The organism is Gammaproteobacteria bacterium, assembly GCA_013817245.1.
Classification (GTDB): domain Bacteria; phylum Pseudomonadota; class Gammaproteobacteria; order HTCC5015; family HTCC5015; genus JACDDA01.
Window position 1 is genome coordinate 168,930 of sequence record JACDDA010000001.1, and the last position, 20,254, is coordinate 189,183.

16 protein-coding genes are annotated in these 20,254 nt (G+C 43.3%); 9 read left to right on the top strand and 7 right to left on the bottom strand.

Going from position 1 to position 20,254, the window contains the following annotated elements; genetic code table 11:
• Positions 1-2 precede the first annotated feature (2 nt).
• The 3 genes from H0W44_00930 (at position 3) to lpdA (ending at position 3,906) form a co-directional block, all read left to right on the top strand.
• Positions 3-1,265, top strand: a complete 1,263-nt coding sequence (locus H0W44_00930) for a 2-oxo acid dehydrogenase subunit E2 (protein ID MBA3580993.1) — start codon at positions 3-5, stop codon at positions 1,263-1,265.
• Entirely contained in the window at positions 1,262-2,389 is a 1,128-nt protein-coding gene (locus tag H0W44_00935; GenBank protein MBA3580994.1) for a thiamine pyrophosphate-dependent dehydrogenase E1 component subunit alpha, read from the top strand. Before H0W44_00930 ends, H0W44_00935 begins: the two co-directional genes overlap by 4 nt.
• 113 nt (positions 2,390-2,502) lie before the next feature.
• Complete coding sequence (gene lpdA, locus H0W44_00940; GenBank protein MBA3580995.1) at positions 2,503-3,906, top strand: dihydrolipoyl dehydrogenase; 1,404 nt, start codon at positions 2,503-2,505, stop codon at positions 3,904-3,906.
• Positions 3,907-3,924: 18 nt separating this feature from the next.
• On the opposite strand, the gene H0W44_00945 is transcribed toward lpdA, so the two are convergent.
• The gene (locus H0W44_00945) at positions 3,925-5,109 is read right to left on the bottom strand and encodes an MFS transporter (GenBank protein MBA3580996.1); all 1,185 of its coding nucleotides are present in this window, start codon (positions 5,107-5,109) and stop codon (positions 3,925-3,927) included.
• 205 nt (positions 5,110-5,314) lie between these two features.
• Here H0W44_00945 and H0W44_00950 point away from each other — a divergent pair, with 205 nt between their 5' ends.
• Both H0W44_00950 and H0W44_00955 read left to right on the top strand, forming a co-directional pair.
• Positions 5,315-6,844, top strand: coding sequence for a 3-hydroxyacyl-CoA dehydrogenase (locus H0W44_00950; protein ID MBA3580997.1), 1,530 nt, complete (start codon positions 5,315-5,317; stop codon positions 6,842-6,844).
• A gap of 313 nt (positions 6,845-7,157) precedes the next feature.
• Positions 7,158-7,784 (top strand): hypothetical protein, encoded by a 627-nt coding sequence (locus H0W44_00955; GenBank protein MBA3580998.1) that lies wholly within the window; start codon positions 7,158-7,160, stop codon positions 7,782-7,784.
• Between the two features lie 74 nt (positions 7,785-7,858).
• Here H0W44_00955 and H0W44_00960 read toward each other — a convergent pair whose 3' ends face one another.
• From H0W44_00960 to H0W44_00975, 4 genes are all read right to left on the bottom strand, one after another.
• Positions 7,859-9,112, bottom strand: a complete 1,254-nt coding sequence (locus H0W44_00960; protein ID MBA3580999.1) for an MFS transporter — start codon at positions 9,110-9,112, stop codon at positions 7,859-7,861.
• A gap of 85 nt (positions 9,113-9,197) precedes the next feature.
• Positions 9,198-10,613 (bottom strand): NAD(P)(+) transhydrogenase (Re/Si-specific) subunit beta, encoded by a 1,416-nt coding sequence (locus H0W44_00965; GenBank protein ID MBA3581000.1) that lies wholly within the window; start codon positions 10,611-10,613, stop codon positions 9,198-9,200.
• Positions 10,614-10,628: 15 nt separating this feature from the next.
• Positions 10,629-10,913: an NAD(P) transhydrogenase subunit alpha gene (locus tag H0W44_00970; GenBank protein MBA3581001.1), complete on the bottom strand. Its 285-nt coding sequence runs from the start codon at positions 10,911-10,913 to the stop codon at positions 10,629-10,631.
• 30 nt (positions 10,914-10,943) lie between these two features.
• A complete protein-coding gene (locus H0W44_00975) occupies positions 10,944-12,074 on the bottom strand; it encodes a Re/Si-specific NAD(P)(+) transhydrogenase subunit alpha (GenBank protein ID MBA3581002.1) in 1,131 nt (376 codons plus the stop codon).
• Positions 12,075-12,427: 353 nt separating this feature from the next.
• Here H0W44_00975 and H0W44_00980 point away from each other — a divergent pair, with 353 nt between their 5' ends.
• The gene (locus H0W44_00980; GenBank protein ID MBA3581003.1) at positions 12,428-13,522 is read left to right on the top strand and encodes a histidinol-phosphate transaminase; all 1,095 of its coding nucleotides are present in this window, start codon (positions 12,428-12,430) and stop codon (positions 13,520-13,522) included.
• 13 nt (positions 13,523-13,535) lie between these two features.
• Here the strand turns inward: H0W44_00980 and H0W44_00985 are convergent, their stop codons facing one another.
• On the bottom strand, positions 13,536-15,950 hold the full coding sequence (locus H0W44_00985; GenBank protein ID MBA3581004.1) for an MASE1 domain-containing protein: 2,415 nt from the start codon (positions 15,948-15,950) through the stop codon (positions 13,536-13,538).
• Between the two features lie 151 nt (positions 15,951-16,101).
• Between H0W44_00985 and H0W44_00990 the strand changes: the two genes are divergently transcribed.
• The 3 genes from H0W44_00990 (at position 16,102) to H0W44_01000 (ending at position 18,083) form a co-directional block, all read left to right on the top strand.
• The gene (locus H0W44_00990) at positions 16,102-16,971 is read left to right on the top strand and encodes a MipA/OmpV family protein (protein MBA3581005.1); all 870 of its coding nucleotides are present in this window, start codon (positions 16,102-16,104) and stop codon (positions 16,969-16,971) included.
• A 69-nt stretch (positions 16,972-17,040) separates the two neighbouring features.
• Positions 17,041-17,457 carry a DUF1648 domain-containing protein gene (locus tag H0W44_00995; GenBank protein ID MBA3581006.1) on the top strand — a complete coding sequence of 139 codons (417 nt, stop codon included), beginning with the start codon at positions 17,041-17,043 and terminating at the stop codon, positions 17,455-17,457.
• Between the two features lie 2 nt (positions 17,458-17,459).
• The gene (locus H0W44_01000) at positions 17,460-18,083 is read left to right on the top strand and encodes a hemolysin III family protein (protein ID MBA3581007.1); all 624 of its coding nucleotides are present in this window, start codon (positions 17,460-17,462) and stop codon (positions 18,081-18,083) included.
• Between the two features lie 53 nt (positions 18,084-18,136).
• On the opposite strand, the gene H0W44_01005 is transcribed toward H0W44_01000, so the two are convergent.
• Positions 18,137-20,239: an enoyl-CoA hydratase/isomerase family protein gene (locus H0W44_01005; GenBank protein MBA3581008.1), complete on the bottom strand. Its 2,103-nt coding sequence runs from the start codon at positions 20,237-20,239 to the stop codon at positions 18,137-18,139.
• Positions 20,240-20,254 lie beyond the last annotated feature (15 nt).

The following is a 20,254-nucleotide window of genomic DNA, read 5'->3' on the forward strand; positions in this document are numbered from 1 at the left end:
CTATGGCATTAGAATTTAGATTACCGGATATTGGCGAAGGTCTCACCGAAGGTGAAATCATTAAATGGTGCGTGAAGATTGGCGACAAAGTCGCTGAGCATCAAACTGTATTAGAAGTCATGACCGACAAAGCAGCGGTAGAATTGCCTTCACCTAAAGCCGGCATCATTAAAGAAATTCTCGCCAAAGAAGGCGATGTTGTGCCAGTCGGCACTGTGATTTTTATTTTAGACGATGGTCAAACCGCCGTTACTAGCGCAGGACACAGCGGCCACGGTCACGCGAAACCTGCTGCTAAAACAGAAACTAAAACAGAAACTAAAACAGAAACTAAAACAGAAACTAAAACAGCAACCGCTGTGAGCGCACACGACGATAAAGTGCGTGCGGTTCCGAGTGCACGTCGTAGTGCACGCGATTTAAATGTAACACTCGCTGATGTTGAAGGCTCCGGCCGCAACGGCGTAATTCGTCGCAGTGATGTAGAAGCCGTTGCAAAATCGGGACGCAATGTCAGCAGCAATAATAACGCTAGTCAAATCAGCATTCCTGCCGGCACTCGCGAAACGCGCACGCCATTTGTAGGTTTGCGTCGTAAAATTGCCGAACAAATGACACGTTCAAAATTTACGGCCACTCACTTTACGGTTGTAGAAGAAATTGATGTCACTGAATTAGTGCGTTTACGTCAACGCGCTAAAGCGATCGGCGAAAAAGAAGGCACTAAATTAACCTTCACCGCTTTTATTATGAAAGCATGCGCCAGCGCTTTAATAAAATATCCCGAACTCAACAGCATGCTGGATGAAAAAAATAACGAAATCGTTACTTATCATTACAGCAATCTCGGCATTGCAACGGATACGCCCAACGGCTTAGTCGTGCCAGTGATTCGTGATGCACAAGCTAAAAGTGTATTAACGCTTAGCAAAGAATTGGATGCGATGGCCGACAAAGCGCGTAATGGTCAACTCAAAGCAGAAGATTTTCAAGGCGGCACCTTTACGATTTCAAATGCCGGTCAAATCGGTAGCATTCACGCCACGCCTATTATCAACTTCCCACAAGTGGCTATCTTAGGTGTACATCGCTTAATGAAAAAACCAGGTGTAGTAGAAACACCGGAAGGCGATAAAATCGAAGTTCGTCAATACATGAATTTTTCCATCAGCGTTGATCATCGCTTAGCGGATGGTGTTTCTGCCGTTCGTTTATTAGTACACATCAAGCAATTACTTGAAGATCCGGGGTTGTTAGCATTATGAGTATCAAAACTTTAGACATTGCCAAAGAAGTATTTGACGGCAAAGGCGGCGCTAAAGTCGCACTGCCTAAAGAACTCACCAAATCTGCGTTGCGCGATTTGTTAGTGCACATGGTGCGTGTACGTTGTATTGATCAACGCATGTTGAAATTGCAACGCGCCGGTCGTATTGGTTTTGTTGGTTCCATGCTCGGCATGGAAGCAGCCATGATTGGTACTGCTGCTGGATTGCGCCAACAAGATTGGATGTGGTCAGGCTTACGTGAAGGCGGCGCAGCATTAATGCGCGGCTTACCTTTATCTGAATACATTGCGCAAATGTACTGCAACTCCAATGATTCGGCGAAAGGTCGCCAAATGAATAATCACTTCCAACACAAAGGCAGTCATTATCCTAGTTGGTCCTCTGTAATTGGCACACAAATTCCGCACGGCGTAGGCGCAGCATTCGCGGCGAAACGCGCGAAGAAAGATGAAGTACATGGTATTTATTTTGGTGATGGCGCAACCAGTTCGAACGGCTTTCACAGCGGCATGAATATGGCAGCTGTATGGAAAGCACCGGCGATTTTTGTTTGTGTTAATAATGGTTGGGCAATTTCAGTACCTTCTTGCAATCAAACGGCTGCCGCGTCTTATGCTGACAAAGCCATTGGTTATGGCATGGCGGGTTATGATGTTGATGGTAATGACGTCTTAGCTTGTTACCTTGCAATGAAAGTGCTGGTTGAACAAGCCCGCAAAGGTGGCGGCCCTTCTTTGTTAGTGGTGAACACTTATCGCATGATGGGTCATTCAAGCTCTGATGATCCAAGTAAATACCGTGATGCTAAAGAAGTTGAAATGTGGCAGAAGCGCGATCCAATTGATCGGTTTAATTTATATCTAGTGAAACAAGGCATTATCAAAACGGATGAACTCGCCGCTATTGAAGCGCAGATTTATCAGGAAATTGATGATGAAATTCATGTGCAAGAAGCAGCGCCTGCGATGCCATTAAAATCATTGGTAGAAGATATTTACGCTGAAATGCCACGTCATTTAATGAAGCAATATAATGACTTCATCCGCATCGTCGAACGTTATGGCGAAGCAGAACAAGGCGATGGCGCCTTCCCTTTATAAAAAATTCCATTATAAAATAAGTGCTGTGTTGAATTAACCATTCAGCACAGCAAACATTATTTTATCTGTTTGACTCTGTTATTTATTAAGACTGAATAAAATAAGGAACCGTTATGAGCAAGCCTTCACACACTGTGGTTATTGGCGCCGGCCCTGCTGGTTATGTTTGCGCGATTCGTTTAGCGCAACTCGGTCAACAAGTTACCGTCATTGAAAAAGAAGAAGTGGGTGGTACTTGTTTAAACGTCGGTTGTATTCCTTCCAAAGCATTAATTGCTGCCGGTAATTTATTAGAAAAAATGCACAAGGCCAGCGCCATGGGCATTCAAGTCAAAGATGTAAGCTTAGACATCAATACACTGGTGAACTGGAAAAGCAGTATTGTTAAAAAATTAACCAGTGGCGTTGCGGGTTTATTAAAAAATCATAATGTTACGCATGTGCAAGGTCACGCACGCTTAGTAAGCAAAACCCAAGTAGAAGTCACGAGTGGCAAAAATAAACAAATAATTACTTGCGACAATATCGTCATAGCCACTGGTTCGGTACCCGTAAGCGTACCCGGTTTTGATTTTGATGGTGAAAATGTTTGGTCATCAACTGAAGCGTTATCACCGACACGTATTCCAAAACATTTAGTCGTTATTGGTGGTGGTTATATTGGTTTAGAACTGGGTTGTTTATATCGCAAACTCGGCAGTGAAGTTACCGTGGTCGAATTCACCAAAGGCGCTTTGCCGGGTCAAGATGCAGATTGCATTAAAGTAATTGAGCGCTCCTTAAAACAACAAGGTATTAATTTAATCACTGAAGCGGCTGCCAAGAGCTACAAAAAATCCGGCAATCAATACAGCGTTACCATTAAAACACCCAAGGGTGATGAAATCATTAACTGCGATCAAATCTTATGCACTGTCGGCCGCAAAGCTTTTAGCGACGGTTTAGGTTTAGAAAACGTTGGATTAAAAACGGATGAGCGCGGTTTTTTAGTCACCGACAAACAAACGCGTACTTCCGTATCAAATATTTATGCGATTGGTGATATTGCTGGTCAGCCCATGTTAGCGCACAAAGGCAGTCGCGAAGGTTTAGTTGCGGCGGCGGTGATTGCAGGACAAAAAGATGAATATGATGTGCGTTGTGTGCCTGCCGTCATTTTCACTTCACCTGAAATGGCGTCTGTTGGTTTATTAGAACAACAAGCAAAAGATAAAGGTCATGAAATTAAAATCGGACAATTCCCATTTGCTGCATCAGGACGTGCGATGAGCTTGATGGAAACCGATGGTTTTATAAAAATTATTGCTGATGCAAATACTGATGAAGTACTCGGGGTGCACATGGTGGGTCCCGAAGTAACTGAGCTTATTGCCGAAGCAACATTAGCAATCGAAATGGGAGCTACCGCAGAAGATATCGCACGTACTATCCACGCGCATCCCACATTACCTGAAGCGATGATGGAAGCAGCTGAAGCGGTGCACAAAATGGCCGTGCACATTTATCAAAAACGTTAAATTTTTTTATATCTTGATTTAAAGACTAGCGCTGCTTTTAGCTGTCGGCCACCATAGTTGGCGTGGTAACCAAGCTACTATGCTGAGCGCTGCAAAACACATTGCAATTAAACCGAAAGTGGCGGGATAACCTAATATCTCAGTTAAAGGTTGCGTTAAAGCGACGGATAAAAACTGTGATAAAAATATCGTGCTGGTGACGCCCGCTATCAAACGTCCCCGCCACGCGGGATCCACAGACATCAAAATTAAAGTATTAATATGCGGTGTCACTAAACCCATACCGATACCAGCTAAGGCAGCACCCACAATAATCACGGTGTATTGAGGCCATAATGCGCACAATCCAAAACCTAATGCCGAAAACATAAAAATTACCGCGAATACTTGTTGTTGATTCAAGCGTTTTAATAACCAGCTATAACTTAATGCGCTTAGACCACCGGTTAGGGTTGATAAAGCAAACACAGCGGCAATTTTGGTTGGGTCCATAACATGTAAATGATCATTTAAATAAAATGGCATGTGCACAATCAATGCAAAAAAGAATGTTACCGTCACTAACAAAATAGGATACAAATACCAAATGCCTTGAATGGCTTGTTTAAAGGTCAGCTGACTTTGTTGCTGCGTCATTTGCAGTTTTTCAACTTCTGGGAATAAACGCCAAACAAACACTAATAAAATTAACGGTAACGTATATAAAGCAAATACTGCACGCCAACCAAAATATTGCCCTAATCCACCGGCACTCATCGCGACCACAAAACCCGCTAAGGTTCCCATGCCCGCTAATAAAGCAATCACACGACGACGTTGGTCACCTGCGTAATAATCACCAATCAGGGCAATCGGTAACGTCATAGAAGCTGCAACACCCACACCCATTAATGCACGTGCGCCAAGGATCCAATAAATAGATTCAGCATATAAACCCACCGTGCCCGTGATGCCGTATATAAACAAACCGCCCATTAATAAACGTACCCGCCCAAAACGATCACCCAACCAGCCCACAAAAGGCGCGCTGAATGCGCAGACTAAACTAGGTAAGCCCATTAACATTTTAGCTAAACGTTCTATGGCAGCAGGGTCGCCTTGCTGATGAAAATAATCACGAATTTGCGGAAGCACGGGGTCAATTGCGGCCGAAGCCAAAGCACCTAAGGCCGCCAAGGCGATTAAAATAATGATGCGTAACATACAGGCCCTTCTATTATGAGTTTTTATTTAAACTTTGCTTTCGCATTCCGTTGTCGGATTGTACGTCAGCTCGCGTGCCGGCTCAAACACCCTGCGTCGGAATAAAGCCTCTGTTATCATAAGCAGCATTTCAATGCTCGCTTTTTAGCCTAATAACCGCTTTGCGGAAAACACTCAACACGCTCACGCTATGGTGAATTAAACAATGAATAAATCTAATTTCCTGCAAGACTTAACAGTAGGTGTCATCGGCGCAGGTGCCATGGGTCGTGGCATTGTACAAATTTTAGTACAAGCAAATGTTACAGTGCGTTTATATGATGTATCTGCGGACGCGGTAAAAGAAGCCGCAAATTTTGTTGAAAAAATGATTCAACGCGCTGCCGACAAAGGTGTATTGACGGCTGAACAAGCCAGCAGTGCGATTGCACGCATCCAACCGGCTAGCAATACTCAAGCACTGCACGATTGCCATCTTATTATTGAAGCTATTGTTGAGCGCTTAGACGTTAAACAAAACTTATTTAAAGAATTAGAAAGCATTGTCAGTGCTGATTGCATTTTAGCCAGCAACACTTCTTCCTTATCAATCACCTCTATTGCAGCAGGCTGCCAACATCCAGCGCGTGTTGCGGGTTTACATTTTTTCAATCCTGTGCCTTTGATGAAATTAGTAGAAATCATTCCTGGTGTTAAAACTAATAACGTCGTTGTCGAAAATTTAATGACTTTAGTAAAACACGTTGGTCACACGCCTGTGCACGCAACGGATACGCCGGGTTTTTTAGTTAATCACGCAGGACGCGCCTATGGCCCCGAAGCCTTACGTATTGTCAGCGAAGGCATTGCAGAGTTTCATGAGATAGACAACATCATGCGCGAAGCCGCTGGTTTCCGCATGGGGCCTTTTGAGTTGTTTGACCTGACGGGTTTAGATGTTTCATTATCAGTAATGGAATCTATCTATAAACAATATTACGAAGAACCTCGTTATCGCCCTACCTATATTGCACAACAACGTGTTACCGCAGGTTTATTGGGACGCAAAACCGGTGAAGGTTTTTATCTTTATAAAGATAATGAACAACAACGTCCGGCTGAAAAATCCGCACCGACGCTGCTGCCTAAAAGTATTTGGCTAAGTGAAATGGATGACGAAGCGCGTAATATTATTAATGAGCTCGCTAAAAAAGCGAAAGTCGTAATCGAAAAAGGTGACGCACCTTCTAATAATGCTTTAATTATTATTGCGCCTATTGGTCAAGACGCTACCACAACTGCAATTGAGCATTCGTTAGACGCAAACCACGTGGTCGCCATTGATACTTTATTTGGTTTAAGTAAAGGTCGCCGCACCTTGATGACCACACCAATTACCAAGGTAGAATACCGTGATGCGGCGCATGCATTTTTTGCTTATGATGGCGCTCAAGTTACTGTGATCAACGATAGTCCTGGATTTATTGCGCAACGTATTGTTGCGATGATAATCAACGTGGCCTGCGAAATTGCACAACAAAAAATAGCCACACCTGCTGATATTGATATCGCCATTAAAACCGCATTAGCTTATCCGCAAGGCCCCTTAAGTTGGGGTGATGCCTTAGGTGCCGCGACAATATTACAAATATTAGAAGGCTTAGAAAGTTTTTATGGAGATCCGCGTTATCGTCCTTCAGCGTGGTTAAGTCGCCGCGCAGCCTTAGACATTTCTTTAAAAACGGTTGCAAATTAATATCTAAAGCCCTGTTTACAGGGCTTTTTTTAACCTTACTAAAATAAAAAAACTATTTTTAAATTTTTCGATATACGAAGGCAAAATACAAAAAATTACTTTTATTATTTTTCTCACAGCTGTTGTAAATTAGGCAGCACTTTTGTTGAAAAAATTCATAAAATAATTTAAGCAAAAGCTTGTGCTGTACACCTAATACCACTTATAAAGTCAGTGCGGCTGTTAATAAACATGACTAGGGCTAACCATGACATCGCCATTTTCAGCCACACCTTTTATTTATTTAAAAACAATACTCAATGGAGCACACAGTATGAGAACAAATTATTTTGTTAAAAGCTTAGCGGGCGCTATATTATCAATGGCTTTATTAAGCGGGGCATATGCTGAAACACCTTACGATGTTAAAAAACCTGCTTGGTTCGGTGGTATTACCGTATGGGTATTTGCACAATTTCCTGCAATCGCAGGTGGCAGCGGCCCCGCAGATGCGTCACCCACATTACGTGATGTTGATGCTTACTTGGTTGGACCTATTGACGCGAACAATCCGTATGGCCAAGAAGTTCCTATTCCCGCTATAGATCCAAACACTGGTGCGCCGATTTTAGATGCAAATGGGAATGTCATTATTGTCGCCCGCGGACCTGCTCACGATAATACGTTTACTCAATTTATTCCAAAAAACAATATTGCAGATATTTTTGGTTATTGGGTAATAGCAGGTCCTAATGCAACACCTGATAAAGTGCATACTCGTCCCGCCCCCGAAAATAGCTTAGCAGGTGGTGCATTAGCGTATGAAATTAAAATCGGTAACAAATTTCGCCCCTTAACCAGCAACGCTGTGATTCAATATGGTTTGAAAACCGGTTTATTAACAGCGAATCCTTTCGGTTGGGGTGGTGTTGCATGGACTCAGATTATGTATCCGCAATAATTTTTTAATGAGCAATAAAAAAGCCCGAGCAATCGGGCTTTTTTATTTATTAACTTTATATAACGCTTAAATAATTATTTGCTGAGTTGCCAATTAGGATATGCGCTGATGCGGGATAACAAAATACAACACACGACTAGTGCGGCAACAAAACCCATTAAAGCATTATTATAATTATGAGTCGTATCATAGGCGATGCCCATTAATACTGGCCCGACGCCAGATCCCACCGAAAATGCTGCGAAGATATACCCGTAAATTTGACTATAAGCTTTAACACCAAAATAACGTCCAACAAAATATGCGACGATATCAATTTCACCACCAATCGCAAAACCAATACACGCAGCTGCCAGATAGGTTAATGGTCCAATAGGCGCAAACATAAACAATAAAATGCCGATGATAGGTACGCTCATAAATGTTAAAGCAACGCGCGGCGCAAAAAACTTATCCATGCATGCGCCTAACACTAAGCGCCCCACGCTTACTGACAAACCTAATACAGCGGCCATACCAGCAGCGGCTTGTGGCGTAACGCCTTTGTCAGTCAACATGGGCACTAAATGCAGCATTAATCCATTTAATGAAACGCCTGCTAAAAAGAAAGTGGCGATCATCAACCAGAAATTTTTATTGCGACGAGCTTCTTTCGGGGTTAAACCATAATTTTCTGAATCAACGGTCTTATTTACATCCTGCCCATAGGCAATTAGATTTTTTTGTTTAGGTGTATTAACCAATAATAAACTGATGATAGGAAAACTAATTGCAAAACTGGTTAAGGCTAACGCGGCATACGCAACACGCCAACCATAGGTTTGAACATAATGAGTTGCCAATTCCGGCATTAAACCACCGCCGATGCCCACGCCTAATAAACTTAAACTTAAAGCAATACCACGACGCGCTGTAAACCATTCGGTAATTACTTTGCAATAGGTGATCGGCGAAGTGCCAGCGCCGGTGGCTGTTAGCAAAGCAAACACAATATAAAGATGCCAAAGGTTCGGCGTTAAGAAATATAGGGAAGCAAAGACTAAATTAAACCCAACAATAGAACACAAAATTACGCGCTTAGGTCCAACGCGATCTGACCAATAACCCGCCACTGGCTGCATAACCATTGAAGTTAAGGTTGCAAAAATTAAGGCCGCAGAAATACTCGTGCGTGACCAAGCAAATTCATTTTGTAATGCTGTTAAAAAAATACCGAAAGTAAAAAAAACTAAGGTGGAAACCCCCATCAGATGTCCGACACCGGCCGTACCTACGTTAACCCAACCATAGAAAAAACCAGATTGTTTTGTTTGATTATTCGTCGTCATTTTATGCCCCTCTAAATAAAGGAAGGGTGTGAACCAGCCACACCCTATAAAAAATATTCACTTTATAATCTAGCCAACACCTAACTTAATCTAACGATTTAACAATACCTTCAACCATTTTCTTGGCATCACCAAATAACATCATAGTGTTGTCGTTAAAAAATAGTTCATTTTGTACGCCTGCATAACCCGTTGCCATACCGCGTTTCACAAACAATACTGTTCGCGCTTTTTCTACTTCCAAAATCGGCATACCAAAAATCGGACTAGTAGGATCAGTTTTTGCCGCCGGATTAGTCACGTCATTGGCACCAATCACAAACGCTACATCAGCTGTTTGGAAATCGTTATTAATATCTTCTAATTCAAAAACTTCGTCATACGGTACGTTTGCTTCCGCGAGCAATACGTTCATATGACCGGGCATACGACCTGCTACCGGATGAATCGCATATTTCACGGTAACGCCGTGATGTTTTAACACATCAGCCATTTCACGTAAGGCGTGTTGCGCTTGCGCAACTGCCATCCCATAACCGGGCACAATCACCACGGAGCCTGCGTTTTTCATAATGAAAGCAGCGTCTTCTGCGCTACCTACTTTTATAGGACGTTCGACGTAATCACCCGCAGCAGCCGCGCTTTCAGCATCTGCACCAAAGCCACCGAGAATGACATTGAAGAATGAACGATTCATACCTTTGCACATAATGTACGAAAGAATTGCACCGGAAGAACCAACCAACGCACCGGTCACAATCAAGGCATTATTTTGCAAAGTAAAACCAATGCCGGCTGCTGCCCAACCCGAATAACTATTGAGCATCGACACTACAACAGGCATATCGGCGCCACCAATCGGCAGAATCAATAAGAAGCCAGCAACAAAAGCTAAGACCGTCATCGTCCAGAAAATATAAGGGTTAGCGTCAAAACAGAAATACACCAGCAACGCTAAAATTTCTAAGCCAATCACTAAATTTAATATATGTTGACCACGAAACACTAAAGGTTTACCAGAAACTAAACCTTGCAGTTTAGTAAACGCGACTAAAGAACCTGAAAAAGTAATTGCGCCAATCACTACGCCCAATCCCATTTCGATTCGACTAGAAATAAAAATTTGTCCAACATCATTTAACAGACCAAACGATATTGGATTACTAAACGCAGCCGCCGCGACGAGTACCGCAGCTAAACCTACTAAGCTATGAAATGCTGCAACCAATTGCGGCATAGCCGTCATCGGGATTTTTAACGCGATGCTAATACCAATAACAGCACCAATAGCTAACGCAATTAAAATCCAAACATAAGACACCACTTCGGGACTTAACATGGTCGTGACAATCGCGATGCCCATACCGAGCATGCCGAAAAAATTACCACGTCGTGATGTGACAGGTGATGACAAACCACGTAAGGCTAAAATAAATAATACTGCTGCAACCAGATACGCTAATGCAGTCAGGTCGGCGATCCAATGTGTTGCTAAGGTCATAAAGATTCTCCTGACTTACTTTTTCTTTTTGTACATGGCCAGCATGCGCTGGGTTACAGCAAAACCACCAAAAATATTGATAGATGCCAAAATCATTGCAACAAAACCCAAACCTTTTGCGAAAGTAAAGTCTGCTGGCCCGGTGGCAATTAAAGCCCCCACAATAATCACGCTAGAAATAGCGTTCGTCACCGCCATTAATGGAGTGTGTAACGCGGGCGTTACGCTCCATACGACGTAATAACCAACAAACACAGCCATTACAAAAATGGATAACTGCGCGACAAAATGCGAAGCCATAAAATCTCTCCTAAATTTTTTGCGGAAACGTTACGACAGCAACGCGGGATGAATAACTTGACCATCACGCGTCAATGCAGTGCCTTTGATGATTTCATCCGACCAATCGATAGTGAGTGCTTGCGCATCTTTAGCGATTAATGGCGTTAAGAAATTAAATAAATTTTTCGCGTATAACTGACTGGCATCACGCGCGATACGACTTGGCATATTGAGATAACCAACAATTTTTACACCATTGATTTCAACAATCTCGCCGGGCTTAGATAAAGTGCAATTACCACCTTGCTCCACCGCTAAATCAATAATGATGGAACCGGGTTGCATGCTATGCACCATTTCATCGGTAATTAATATCGGCGCTTTGCGGCCAGGAATTAACGCCGTACAAATCGCGATATCTTGTTTCTTTAAAGTGTCCGCCACTAAAGCAGCTTGTTTCTGGCGATAGTCTTCGCTCATTTCTTTAGCGTAACCACCAGCCGTTTCAGCGGCTTTGGTTTCTTCGCTTTCGACCATGACGAATTTACCGCCCAATGATTCCACTTGTTCTTTCGCAGCTGCCCGTACGTCGGTTGCCGATACCACCGCACCCATACGTTTAGCGGTTGCAATGGCTTGCAAGCCAGCCACTCCCGCACCTAAGACCATGATTTTTGCCGGAGCAATGGTGCCAGCAGCCGTCATCATCATTGGGAACGCCCGATCAAATACGGCAGCCGCATCAATCACGGCGCGGTAACCGGCTAAATTACTTTGCGAACTCAATACATCCATACTTTGAGCGCGCGTAATACGCGGAATAAATTCCATCGCAAACGCATTTACTTGTTTATGTGCATAAGCCTGCACGCTTTCTTTATCGCCATAAGGCGACAACATGCCAATTAAAGCGGCGCCAGATTTTAACCACGCTAATTCATCCGCATCGGGACGTTGTACTTTGAGCACGATATCGGCATCTTTAGCAGCATCAGCACCATTCGCGGCAATCGTTGCGCCAGCGGCAATAAATGCTGCATCCGAAATTTGGCTACCCGCACCCGCTTGGGTTTCCACAACGACTTGTAGGCCGAGGCTAATATATTTTTTAATAATATCGGGGGTTGCAGCGACCCGTTGTTCGTGACTGCGGCGTTCTTTTAATACAGCTATTTTCATAATGTTCTCTCGCTGAACCACATGACCCCAGCCACTCGTAAAAAACAACTAGTGAGGCATTTTTGCGCGCGGCCATTATTGTATGGTGCCCATGCAATTGTCAAAGCTATTCATACGCTTTCCTGAATTGCCTTAATCTACGTAAGTCCTTCAATTTATTAGAATTTACATAATACCTCGAATGTTAAACAGACTTCATGTTCAGCTAAGCCATCACTTCCAGTAGCTGAATAAATCGTTAAATTTAATAGAGCTAACCTATTCCTCACCATTGATGCGTTCGTTCCTAAAGACTGGTTTTCCCAAGCTAGGCTGATATAGTAGCCGCCTTTTTACGACCAGCTGACTGACTCATGACAAACTTAGTAACGCCCCGCCCCGGCATTCTCGACCTTAAACCTTATGTACCCGGTAACGCAGGGCTCGATAATTCACGGCCTGTCATGCAATTGGCCTCCAACGAATCGGCCTTAGGTCCCAGTCCACTAGCGATTGAAGCTTATCGCACGGTGGCTGCACGTTTAAATCGTTATCCCGATGGTGGTTGCAGTGAATTACGCAGCGCCATCGCCGCTCGTTATCAATTAGCTGCAGATCATTTAGTGTTCGCTAATGGTTCAGAACATTTGATCGATTTAATTTGTCACGCATATGCGGGTCCAGGCGATGACGTGTTATTCAGTGAATACGCTTTTTTAATGTATCGCGTCTCAACGTTGGCCGCCGGCGCCCGTCCTATTACTGCACCGGAACAAAATTTTCACGCCAGCGTTGATGCGCTGCTTGCTGCCGTTACGCCGCAAACCCGCATTGTGTTTTTAGCTAACCCCAATAATCCTACTGGCACTTATCAAGCAGCCAGCGAAATTCAACGCTTACGTCAGCAACTACGCGCAGATATTTTATTGGTCATCGATTCTGCTTATGCTGAATTTGTTGATAAAGCGGATTACAGTGCAGGTTACGAATTAGTCAACGACACTACACCCAACGTTATTGTGCTGCACACTTTCTCAAAAATTTTTGGTCTTGCTGCGCTGCGAGCTGGCTGGGGTTACGGCGCGCAAGAAGTGATTGATGTTATTAATCGCATCCGCGGCGCATTTACGGTGAATGCGCCTGCGCAAGCGGCCGCTGTTGCTGCTCTGAATGATCTGACGCATATGCGCAAAGTCAAACAACATAACGATCAATGGCTGCCATGGTTAAGCAATGCTATCAGTGAGTTAGGTATCCGCATTACACCTAGTATTGGGAATTTTGTTTTAACGCATCATGCCAATGCCGACACCGCGAACGCTTTAGTCAATTATTTAAAAGCCCGCGACATCATCGTTCGCCCCATGGCGGGTTTTGGTATTCCCAATGCTGTGCGTATTTCTGTCGGTTTAGAACATGAAAATCATGCGTGTATAGAAGGCGTTCGTGATTTTTTAGCTACTCGCTAATAATTCACGGGCGCTACGCAGTTTCCGAACTCGCTTTATCCAACGGCACGTAAGGCAACTCTAAAATAAAACACGCGCCTAACCCTTCGCCGGCGCTTTCAAAATATAATTTTCCGCCCAACGCTTTCGCCGTATTGGCGCACGCATGCAAACCAAAACCATGGCCATCTTTTTTAGTCGTAAAACCAAACTGAAATAATTTTTCTTGAATATGTTGCGGAATGCCACAACCCGTATCTTGCACTTCTATGCGAATCCAATTTCCATCAATTAAGCGCGTGCGCAAAACAATTTTCTTTATCGAGCTGCTGACGCCATCCATTGCGTGTTTAGCATTGCTAATAAGATTTCCTACAATTTGTAAAATATCATGGCGATCGGCCATTAATGCCGGAAATTCTCCATAGTCTTTTTGCACTTCAATGTAACTACGCTCCAGTTTTGGCGCATTCATTTCTAACGCATCTTCTACCAAATCATTAATCAACACGGGCTCCAACACCGACATTGTTTTTGCGTAATTTTGTTGGCGATACACAATGCTTTTAATATGCTCAATATTATCAGCTACTGCACGCAGCTCTTCTAAAGCGACCTCGCGCTGACCAATAAAACTGTTATGCAGCATTTCCATATAAGCTAATAGCTTGGGCAATTTAGTGGGTTCTTTAAAAAACTCATCTAAATGCCCAGCATTCTCACTCAGCATGCTGCGTACTTTTTCAATGCCTGCGGCGTTTAATTCACGCACCTTATCGCTCGCAACTGACACAGACACATTCACGCTATTTAAAACATTACCTACATTATGTAATACGCCCGACGCAATTTCTGACATCCCCGCTTGACGTGAAGTTTTCACTAATTGTGAATTTAATATTGCGCGCTCTTCATTTGCCAAGTGACGCTCAAAAACACGACCCAACAATAAACCCGTTTGCGCCACTATATTTAATAAAGCCTCATCAGGTTGCTGATCGCCAACTGTAAAATATTCAACAATCGCAACCACGCGATTACCTGCCAATACCGGAAATAAAAATACACTGGATAACCCTACGCTAATTGCTTGCTGGGCGCGTTTATCTGATTTAGACCACAAATTATTCCAACTCGGTTTTTCCTCTTGCCAAACACTGCCGACTAAATCTTCGCCACAACGATAAACAATATGTTGATGCATTTCTTTAAAGTCATTGTAATCATGATCGGTGGCCGCATACCAAACACTTAATGGCTGCATGCGAGCATCACTTTCCGCATCGATCAATATGTAAACATGTCCCAAAGACCAGCCCGCATAAACGCCGATCCGTTCTAACACGATAGGGATTACTTTTTCGGCGCGCGTAGCATCATTTGCCGCTGCGGCAATATCTTGTAATAATGCGATATCAAGAATTTTTCTAGCGCGTGTATCAACTTCTACTGTGAGCTGCTCATTCACACTGACTAATTGCTGCGTTCGCTCCAGCACGCGTTGCTCTAACGAAGTATTTAATACTAATAACTCGCGACTCTTTTGTTTATGTTCGTAACTAATAGCTGCCACAAAATAAGTAACAACCGTGATGAACCCCGTAAAAAAGTGTGCGCTGAAAATACTTTGATAAGCATCAGTATGAATAAATGGCCCATAACCCGCACTGGTGCCTACTAACATAGCTATCGATGTTAAAAATGTTACTAAAAATAATTCACGATGCTGAAAACGAACAATCGCCCACGCGCCCAGCACTACAAATTCCAAGGGATACTGATTAAAAAACTCATTTAAAAAATGCCCGCCAAAATGCAAATACCCCAAAGCTAGGGTAATAGTAATTAAAGCCGCATATTCATAAGCATTTTCACGTTTAATAGGCGCTTTTAGTGAAGTAAACCAAACGCTAATAAAGGGCATCAGTACTATTAAAGAAGTAAAGTCTGCAAAAAACCATACAGCAAAATTAGTTCCGAAATTTTCAAAGGTGTGCGTTTTAACCACTAGAATAGAAAATAATAAATTACAAAGACTAGCGCCAAAACAAACCACTAATGCAATCAATATGAACGTAGCTACATCACGAAAACGATCCCACAATTGTGGCGATCGCACAAAACGTTTAATTAAATAAACGCCCACTCCAATTTTTATAACTTCCGTCACTGCCAAAATAAAAACAGCCAACGCCGAACTCCAGCTCACGCCCTGTTCATGAAAAACCATGCCGCCTGCCGCCACCGACGCGCCCAATAACACGCCCAATAACACACGGCGATAACCAAACACATAACACATCGCGAATGCCACACCATTTGGCACCCACAATAAAACTGTGTGCGTGTTTTTCATCATGAATGACAAGCTCAAGGCTACGCAGGCGATATGCAGCAGCGCAAAACCGAGCACAATCATCAGTGTTCTAATAGGTGGTGGTAGTCTCATCGCGACCTGTCGCTTAGCATTACCTTCAGCATAGCGGCCAGTCAATCGCGAAATTAAGCCTTAACTGTTTTTATTAGGCGCCTAAGACTAGGGGTTGCCCCAATAACGATTCCGTGTTTGACTGACCACTTTATCGACCGGGAATATTGAGATGACCGTTATTAACTGCGCCTTTAAACGTCATTACAGATTAGTCGCCCTATTCGCATGTGCTGTGGGCGGATTTTTCAGCAACGTCTGGGCAATCACACCAACGACAGAAGCACTGCCTACTTGGGAATTAGGAATAGGGGGTGGTGCATTAAATATTCCCGATTATCGCGGTTCCAATCGTGATCAAGTTTTATTAGTACCGATACCTTATATAGTGTATCGCAGCGAATTATTTAAAGCCGATCGCGACGGCATTCGCGGCGAACTAGCTGCGCTGCCCAGAATAGAATTAAATATCAGCATCAGCGGTTCGTTGGCTTATGCTGCCGATGACAATCCTTTACGTGTGGGTATGCCAGAATTAGATCCTACTTTTGAATTAGGACCTTCGCTCAACATTGATCTCTCGCCCAAACAAGATAAACAAATTCAGCTCAAACTGCCTTTACGTGCGGTATATAGTTTTGGCGCAGAAGGTATCGGTACGGTTGGCACTGTGTTTCATCCTCATCTTGCTTATCGCGAATCACTCAGAAATGATTGGCGATTCAAAGCCAGCGTTGGTCCTTATTATGCAAGCGATAATTATCACGACTATTATTATACCGTGGCACCGCAATACGCATTGGCAGATCGTCCCAGCTATGAAGCCGATGTAGGATACAGCGGCTGGTCAGCGAATGTATCGTTAAGTCGTCGCATCAAAAAATTCTGGTATGGCGGTTTTGTGCGTTACGATAATTTAGCCGACGCTACTTTTAAAGAAAGCCCCTTAGTCGAAACGAATCATTACTGGGTCTATGGTATTGCTGGTAGTTGGATATTTGGCCAATCAAAAAGCACCGTAGGCAATGACGATAGTCCGTAGGCTCTTATGCTGCGTAATAAATTCATCTTCGCATTCGTTGTAATTATCATAGCGATACAAATCATTGGCATGGCGCCATTATTACCATCCCTAGTCGCTGCGCATTTTGATGCACAAGGCCACGCCAATGGCTGGATGTCAAAAGCCGCATTCTTTTATTTATATCTCGGCATCCAAAGTTTCTATTGTTTATTGTATTACCTACCCCGCCAGTGGTTGGTTCGCAACAACAATAAAATAATCAACTGGGAATATTGGTTAAGCCCAGAACATCAACAAAAAACCTTACACACGCTGCGTTTTTTTATACAACGCTTTAGTCTCGTTTCATTATTATTTATGGCAGTGATTTTCCAGCTCGCCATGCAAGCCAATTTAGTATCACCACCACAATTCAACGCCACTTATTTTTTGGTGCTGCTCATTGCATATTTAATTTATATCGGACTTTTTATCTTGCGATTTTTTAAACGATTCAAACTATAGGCATGCATTACATGTATCACGGCGAAAAACTGAATACTTTAACCCACCTTATCGGCACTGCTTTAGCTATCATCGGTACGGCAATATTAATTAATGCTGCGTGGGCACAGGCCAGCATTATTAAACTTATGGCGGCGAGCATATTTGGCGCCAGCCTTATTTTATTATACGGCGCATCCACCTTGTATCATTGGACGCACGGCGAATTGAAAAGTTTTTTCGCCAAATGTGATCACTGCGCGATTTATATACTCATCGCCGGCACTTACACACCGTTTACGTTAATAACCTTACACGATAATTGGGGTGGGTTATTATTTTCAGTAGTATGGCTAATCGCCCTCATAGGCGTCGCTCGCGAATTGTGGTGGAATAAATTTGCACCACCCGCCGTATGGTTATATTTATTGATGGGGTGGATTGGCATTGTCGCCGCTATCCCTTTATTCCAAAAGCTCGGTGTTGCAGGACTCAGTTATTTAGTCGCAGGTTGTTTGTTATACAGCATCGGCGTTATTTTTTATTTACCTAGTAGCCGCTGGCCACACACGCATGGCATCTGGCACTTGTTTGTGATGGCTGGCAGCATCGTGCATTTTTTTACAGTGTTGTATTTTGTAATATAAAAAAACAGCCGGTCTAGCCGGCTGTTTTAAACTTACTTATCTTTCGTCAAAACTTATTCACCACCAAACGATTTACCTTGTTTGGCTAATTTTTCAATTAACGGTGCCGGTTTCCAGTAGCCGAATTTATCTTGTGTTTGATCTTGGTATTTCACAAGTAATTCATGCACTTTTTTCACGCCTAAGGTGTCGGCATAAAACATGGGGCCGCCACGGAAACCAGGGAATCCGTAACCATTGGTCCACACGATGTCGATGTCACCTGGACGCAAGGCAATACCTTCTTCCAGAATTAAAGCGGCTTCGTTAATCAAAGGTAAAACACAACGTTCAATAATTTCTTGTTCGCTGATTTCACGACGTTTGATACCTAAGCGTTTAGATTCACCTTCAATGAAGGCAAGTACTTCAGGATCATTAATAGGTTTACGATTACCCGCTTCGTATTTATAAAAACCTTTATTGGTTTTTTGTCCCATGCGGCCTTGTTTCGCTAATGAATCGCATAATAAATAATAACGTTCATCATTAGGAATGTGCTCGCGGCGTGATTCACGAATGCGGAAACCAACGTCGATACCTGCCATGTCTTGCATTGCAATGGGACCCATCGCCATACCAAAACCCACTAATGCAGCATCAACTTGTTCTGGTGTTGCGCCTTCGAGTAATAACATGTCGGCTTCGCGGCAATAACCTTCTAACATGCGATTACCGATAAATCCGTAACACACGCCTGACTGCACGCCCACTTTCTTAATGGTTTTGGCAATGCTCATCGCGGTAGCCATCACATCTTTAGAGGTGGTTTTAGGACGCACGATTTCCAACAAACGCATAACGTTAGCGGGACTGAAAAAATGTAGACCAATCACATCTGATGCGCGTTTGATTGATTGCGCGATTTCGTCTAAGTCTAAGGTCGAGGTGTTTGAACCGATGATGGCGCCTGGTTTTGCATTCGCATCAATTTTAGCGAAGATGTCTTTTTTCAAACTCATTTCTTCGAACACGGCTTCAACAATCAGATCAACATTTTTCACGCCTTCTTCAACGCTTAAGCTAGGCGTAATACGTGCCATGAATTCTGCGACTTGCGCTTCGGTGTAACGACCTTTCTTGGCACTGATGTCGTAGTTTTCTTTGATACGCGCAATGCCGGCTTTCAAGTTATCTTCTTTAGCTTCAATCAACGTAACGGGCATGCCTGCTTGTACAAAGTTCATGGTGATGCCGCCACCCATCGTACCGGCACCGATTACTGCGACGGATTTAATTTCGCGCGGAAGAATATCTTTGCCAATATCAGGAATTTTTGCGACTTCACGTTCTGCAAAGAACAAATGACGCAAGGCTTTGGCTTCAACTGAGTTAATTAATTCTTCAAAATAAACGCGTTCTTTTTTCAAACCATCTTCAAACGATAATTTCGTTGCCGCTTCAACCGCATCAACACAACGTTGTGGCGACAAACGATTTTTCATGGTCTTCGCTAAGGTTTTGCGATATTCATCAAAAATGCCAGGCTCAAAACTTTTTGCATCTACTGCTGCTGCGCCTAAACGACGTAACGGTGCTTTATCCGAGACTAATTTTTTTGCAAAAGCAATTGCGCCTTCGAGCAAATCGCCGGTAATAACTTCATCAATCAAACCAATTTGTTTAGCTTCATCAGCCAACACCGGTTTACCAGATGTAATCATTTCTAATGCTTTAGTCACGCCGACTGCACGCGGTGCGCGCTGAGTACCGCCAGCACCTGGCAAAATACCTAGAGTAACTTCAGGTAAACCTAAACGTGTGCCAGGAGCGGCAACACGATAGTTACAAGACAATGCGATTTCTAAACCACCGCCTAATGCTGTGCCATGAATAGCAGACACTACAGGTTTGCTTGAGTGATCAAAAGCCACGGTCACTTCTACTAAACCAGGTTGTTGTTCGGGTTTACCGAATTCAGAAATATCGGCACCTGCAAACCAAGTACGACCTTCACATTGCAATACAATCGCTTGTACTTCGCTATCTTTGATAGCTTTTTCAAAACACTCAACCATGCCTACTCGTACGGCATAGGCAAAAGCATTCACTGGCGGATAATTCACAATTACCAAACCAATGTTGTCGCGTTTTTCATATCGAACTAAATCATTCATAGTTACTGTCCTTTA

Bases quoted from the DNA above. Each gene is read 5' to 3' on its own strand.
- H0W44_01005 (MBA3581008.1), bottom strand. From the start codon at position 20,239: ATGAATGATTTAGTTCGATATGAAAAACGCGACAACATTGGTTTGGTA.
- lpdA (MBA3580995.1), top strand. From the start codon at position 2,503: ATGAGCAAGCCTTCACACACTGTGGTTATTGGCGCCGGCCCTGCTGGT.
- H0W44_00985 (MBA3581004.1), bottom strand. From the start codon at position 15,950: ATGAGACTACCACCACCTATTAGAACACTGATGATTGTGCTCGGTTTT.
- H0W44_00965 (MBA3581000.1), bottom strand. From the start codon at position 10,613: ATGACCTTAGCAACACATTGGATCGCCGACCTGACTGCATTAGCGTAT.
- H0W44_00955 (MBA3580998.1), top strand. From the start codon at position 7,158: ATGAGAACAAATTATTTTGTTAAAAGCTTAGCGGGCGCTATATTATCA.
- H0W44_01000 (MBA3581007.1), top strand. From the start codon at position 17,460: ATGCATTACATGTATCACGGCGAAAAACTGAATACTTTAACCCACCTT.
- H0W44_00935 (MBA3580994.1), top strand. From the start codon at position 1,262: ATGAGTATCAAAACTTTAGACATTGCCAAAGAAGTATTTGACGGCAAA.
- H0W44_00970 (MBA3581001.1), bottom strand. From the start codon at position 10,913: ATGGCTTCGCATTTTGTCGCGCAGTTATCCATTTTTGTAATGGCTGTG.
- H0W44_00930 (MBA3580993.1), top strand. From the start codon at position 3: ATGGCATTAGAATTTAGATTACCGGATATTGGCGAAGGTCTCACCGAA.
- H0W44_00960 (MBA3580999.1), bottom strand. From the start codon at position 9,112: ATGACGACGAATAATCAAACAAAACAATCTGGTTTTTTCTATGGTTGG.
- H0W44_00975 (MBA3581002.1), bottom strand. From the start codon at position 12,074: ATGAAAATAGCTGTATTAAAAGAACGCCGCAGTCACGAACAACGGGTC.
- H0W44_00950 (MBA3580997.1), top strand. From the start codon at position 5,315: ATGAATAAATCTAATTTCCTGCAAGACTTAACAGTAGGTGTCATCGGC.
- H0W44_00945 (MBA3580996.1), bottom strand. From the start codon at position 5,109: ATGTTACGCATCATTATTTTAATCGCCTTGGCGGCCTTAGGTGCTTTG.
- H0W44_00995 (MBA3581006.1), top strand. From the start codon at position 17,041: ATGGCGCCATTATTACCATCCCTAGTCGCTGCGCATTTTGATGCACAA.
- H0W44_00980 (MBA3581003.1), top strand. From the start codon at position 12,428: ATGACAAACTTAGTAACGCCCCGCCCCGGCATTCTCGACCTTAAACCT.
- H0W44_00990 (MBA3581005.1), top strand. From the start codon at position 16,102: ATGACCGTTATTAACTGCGCCTTTAAACGTCATTACAGATTAGTCGCC.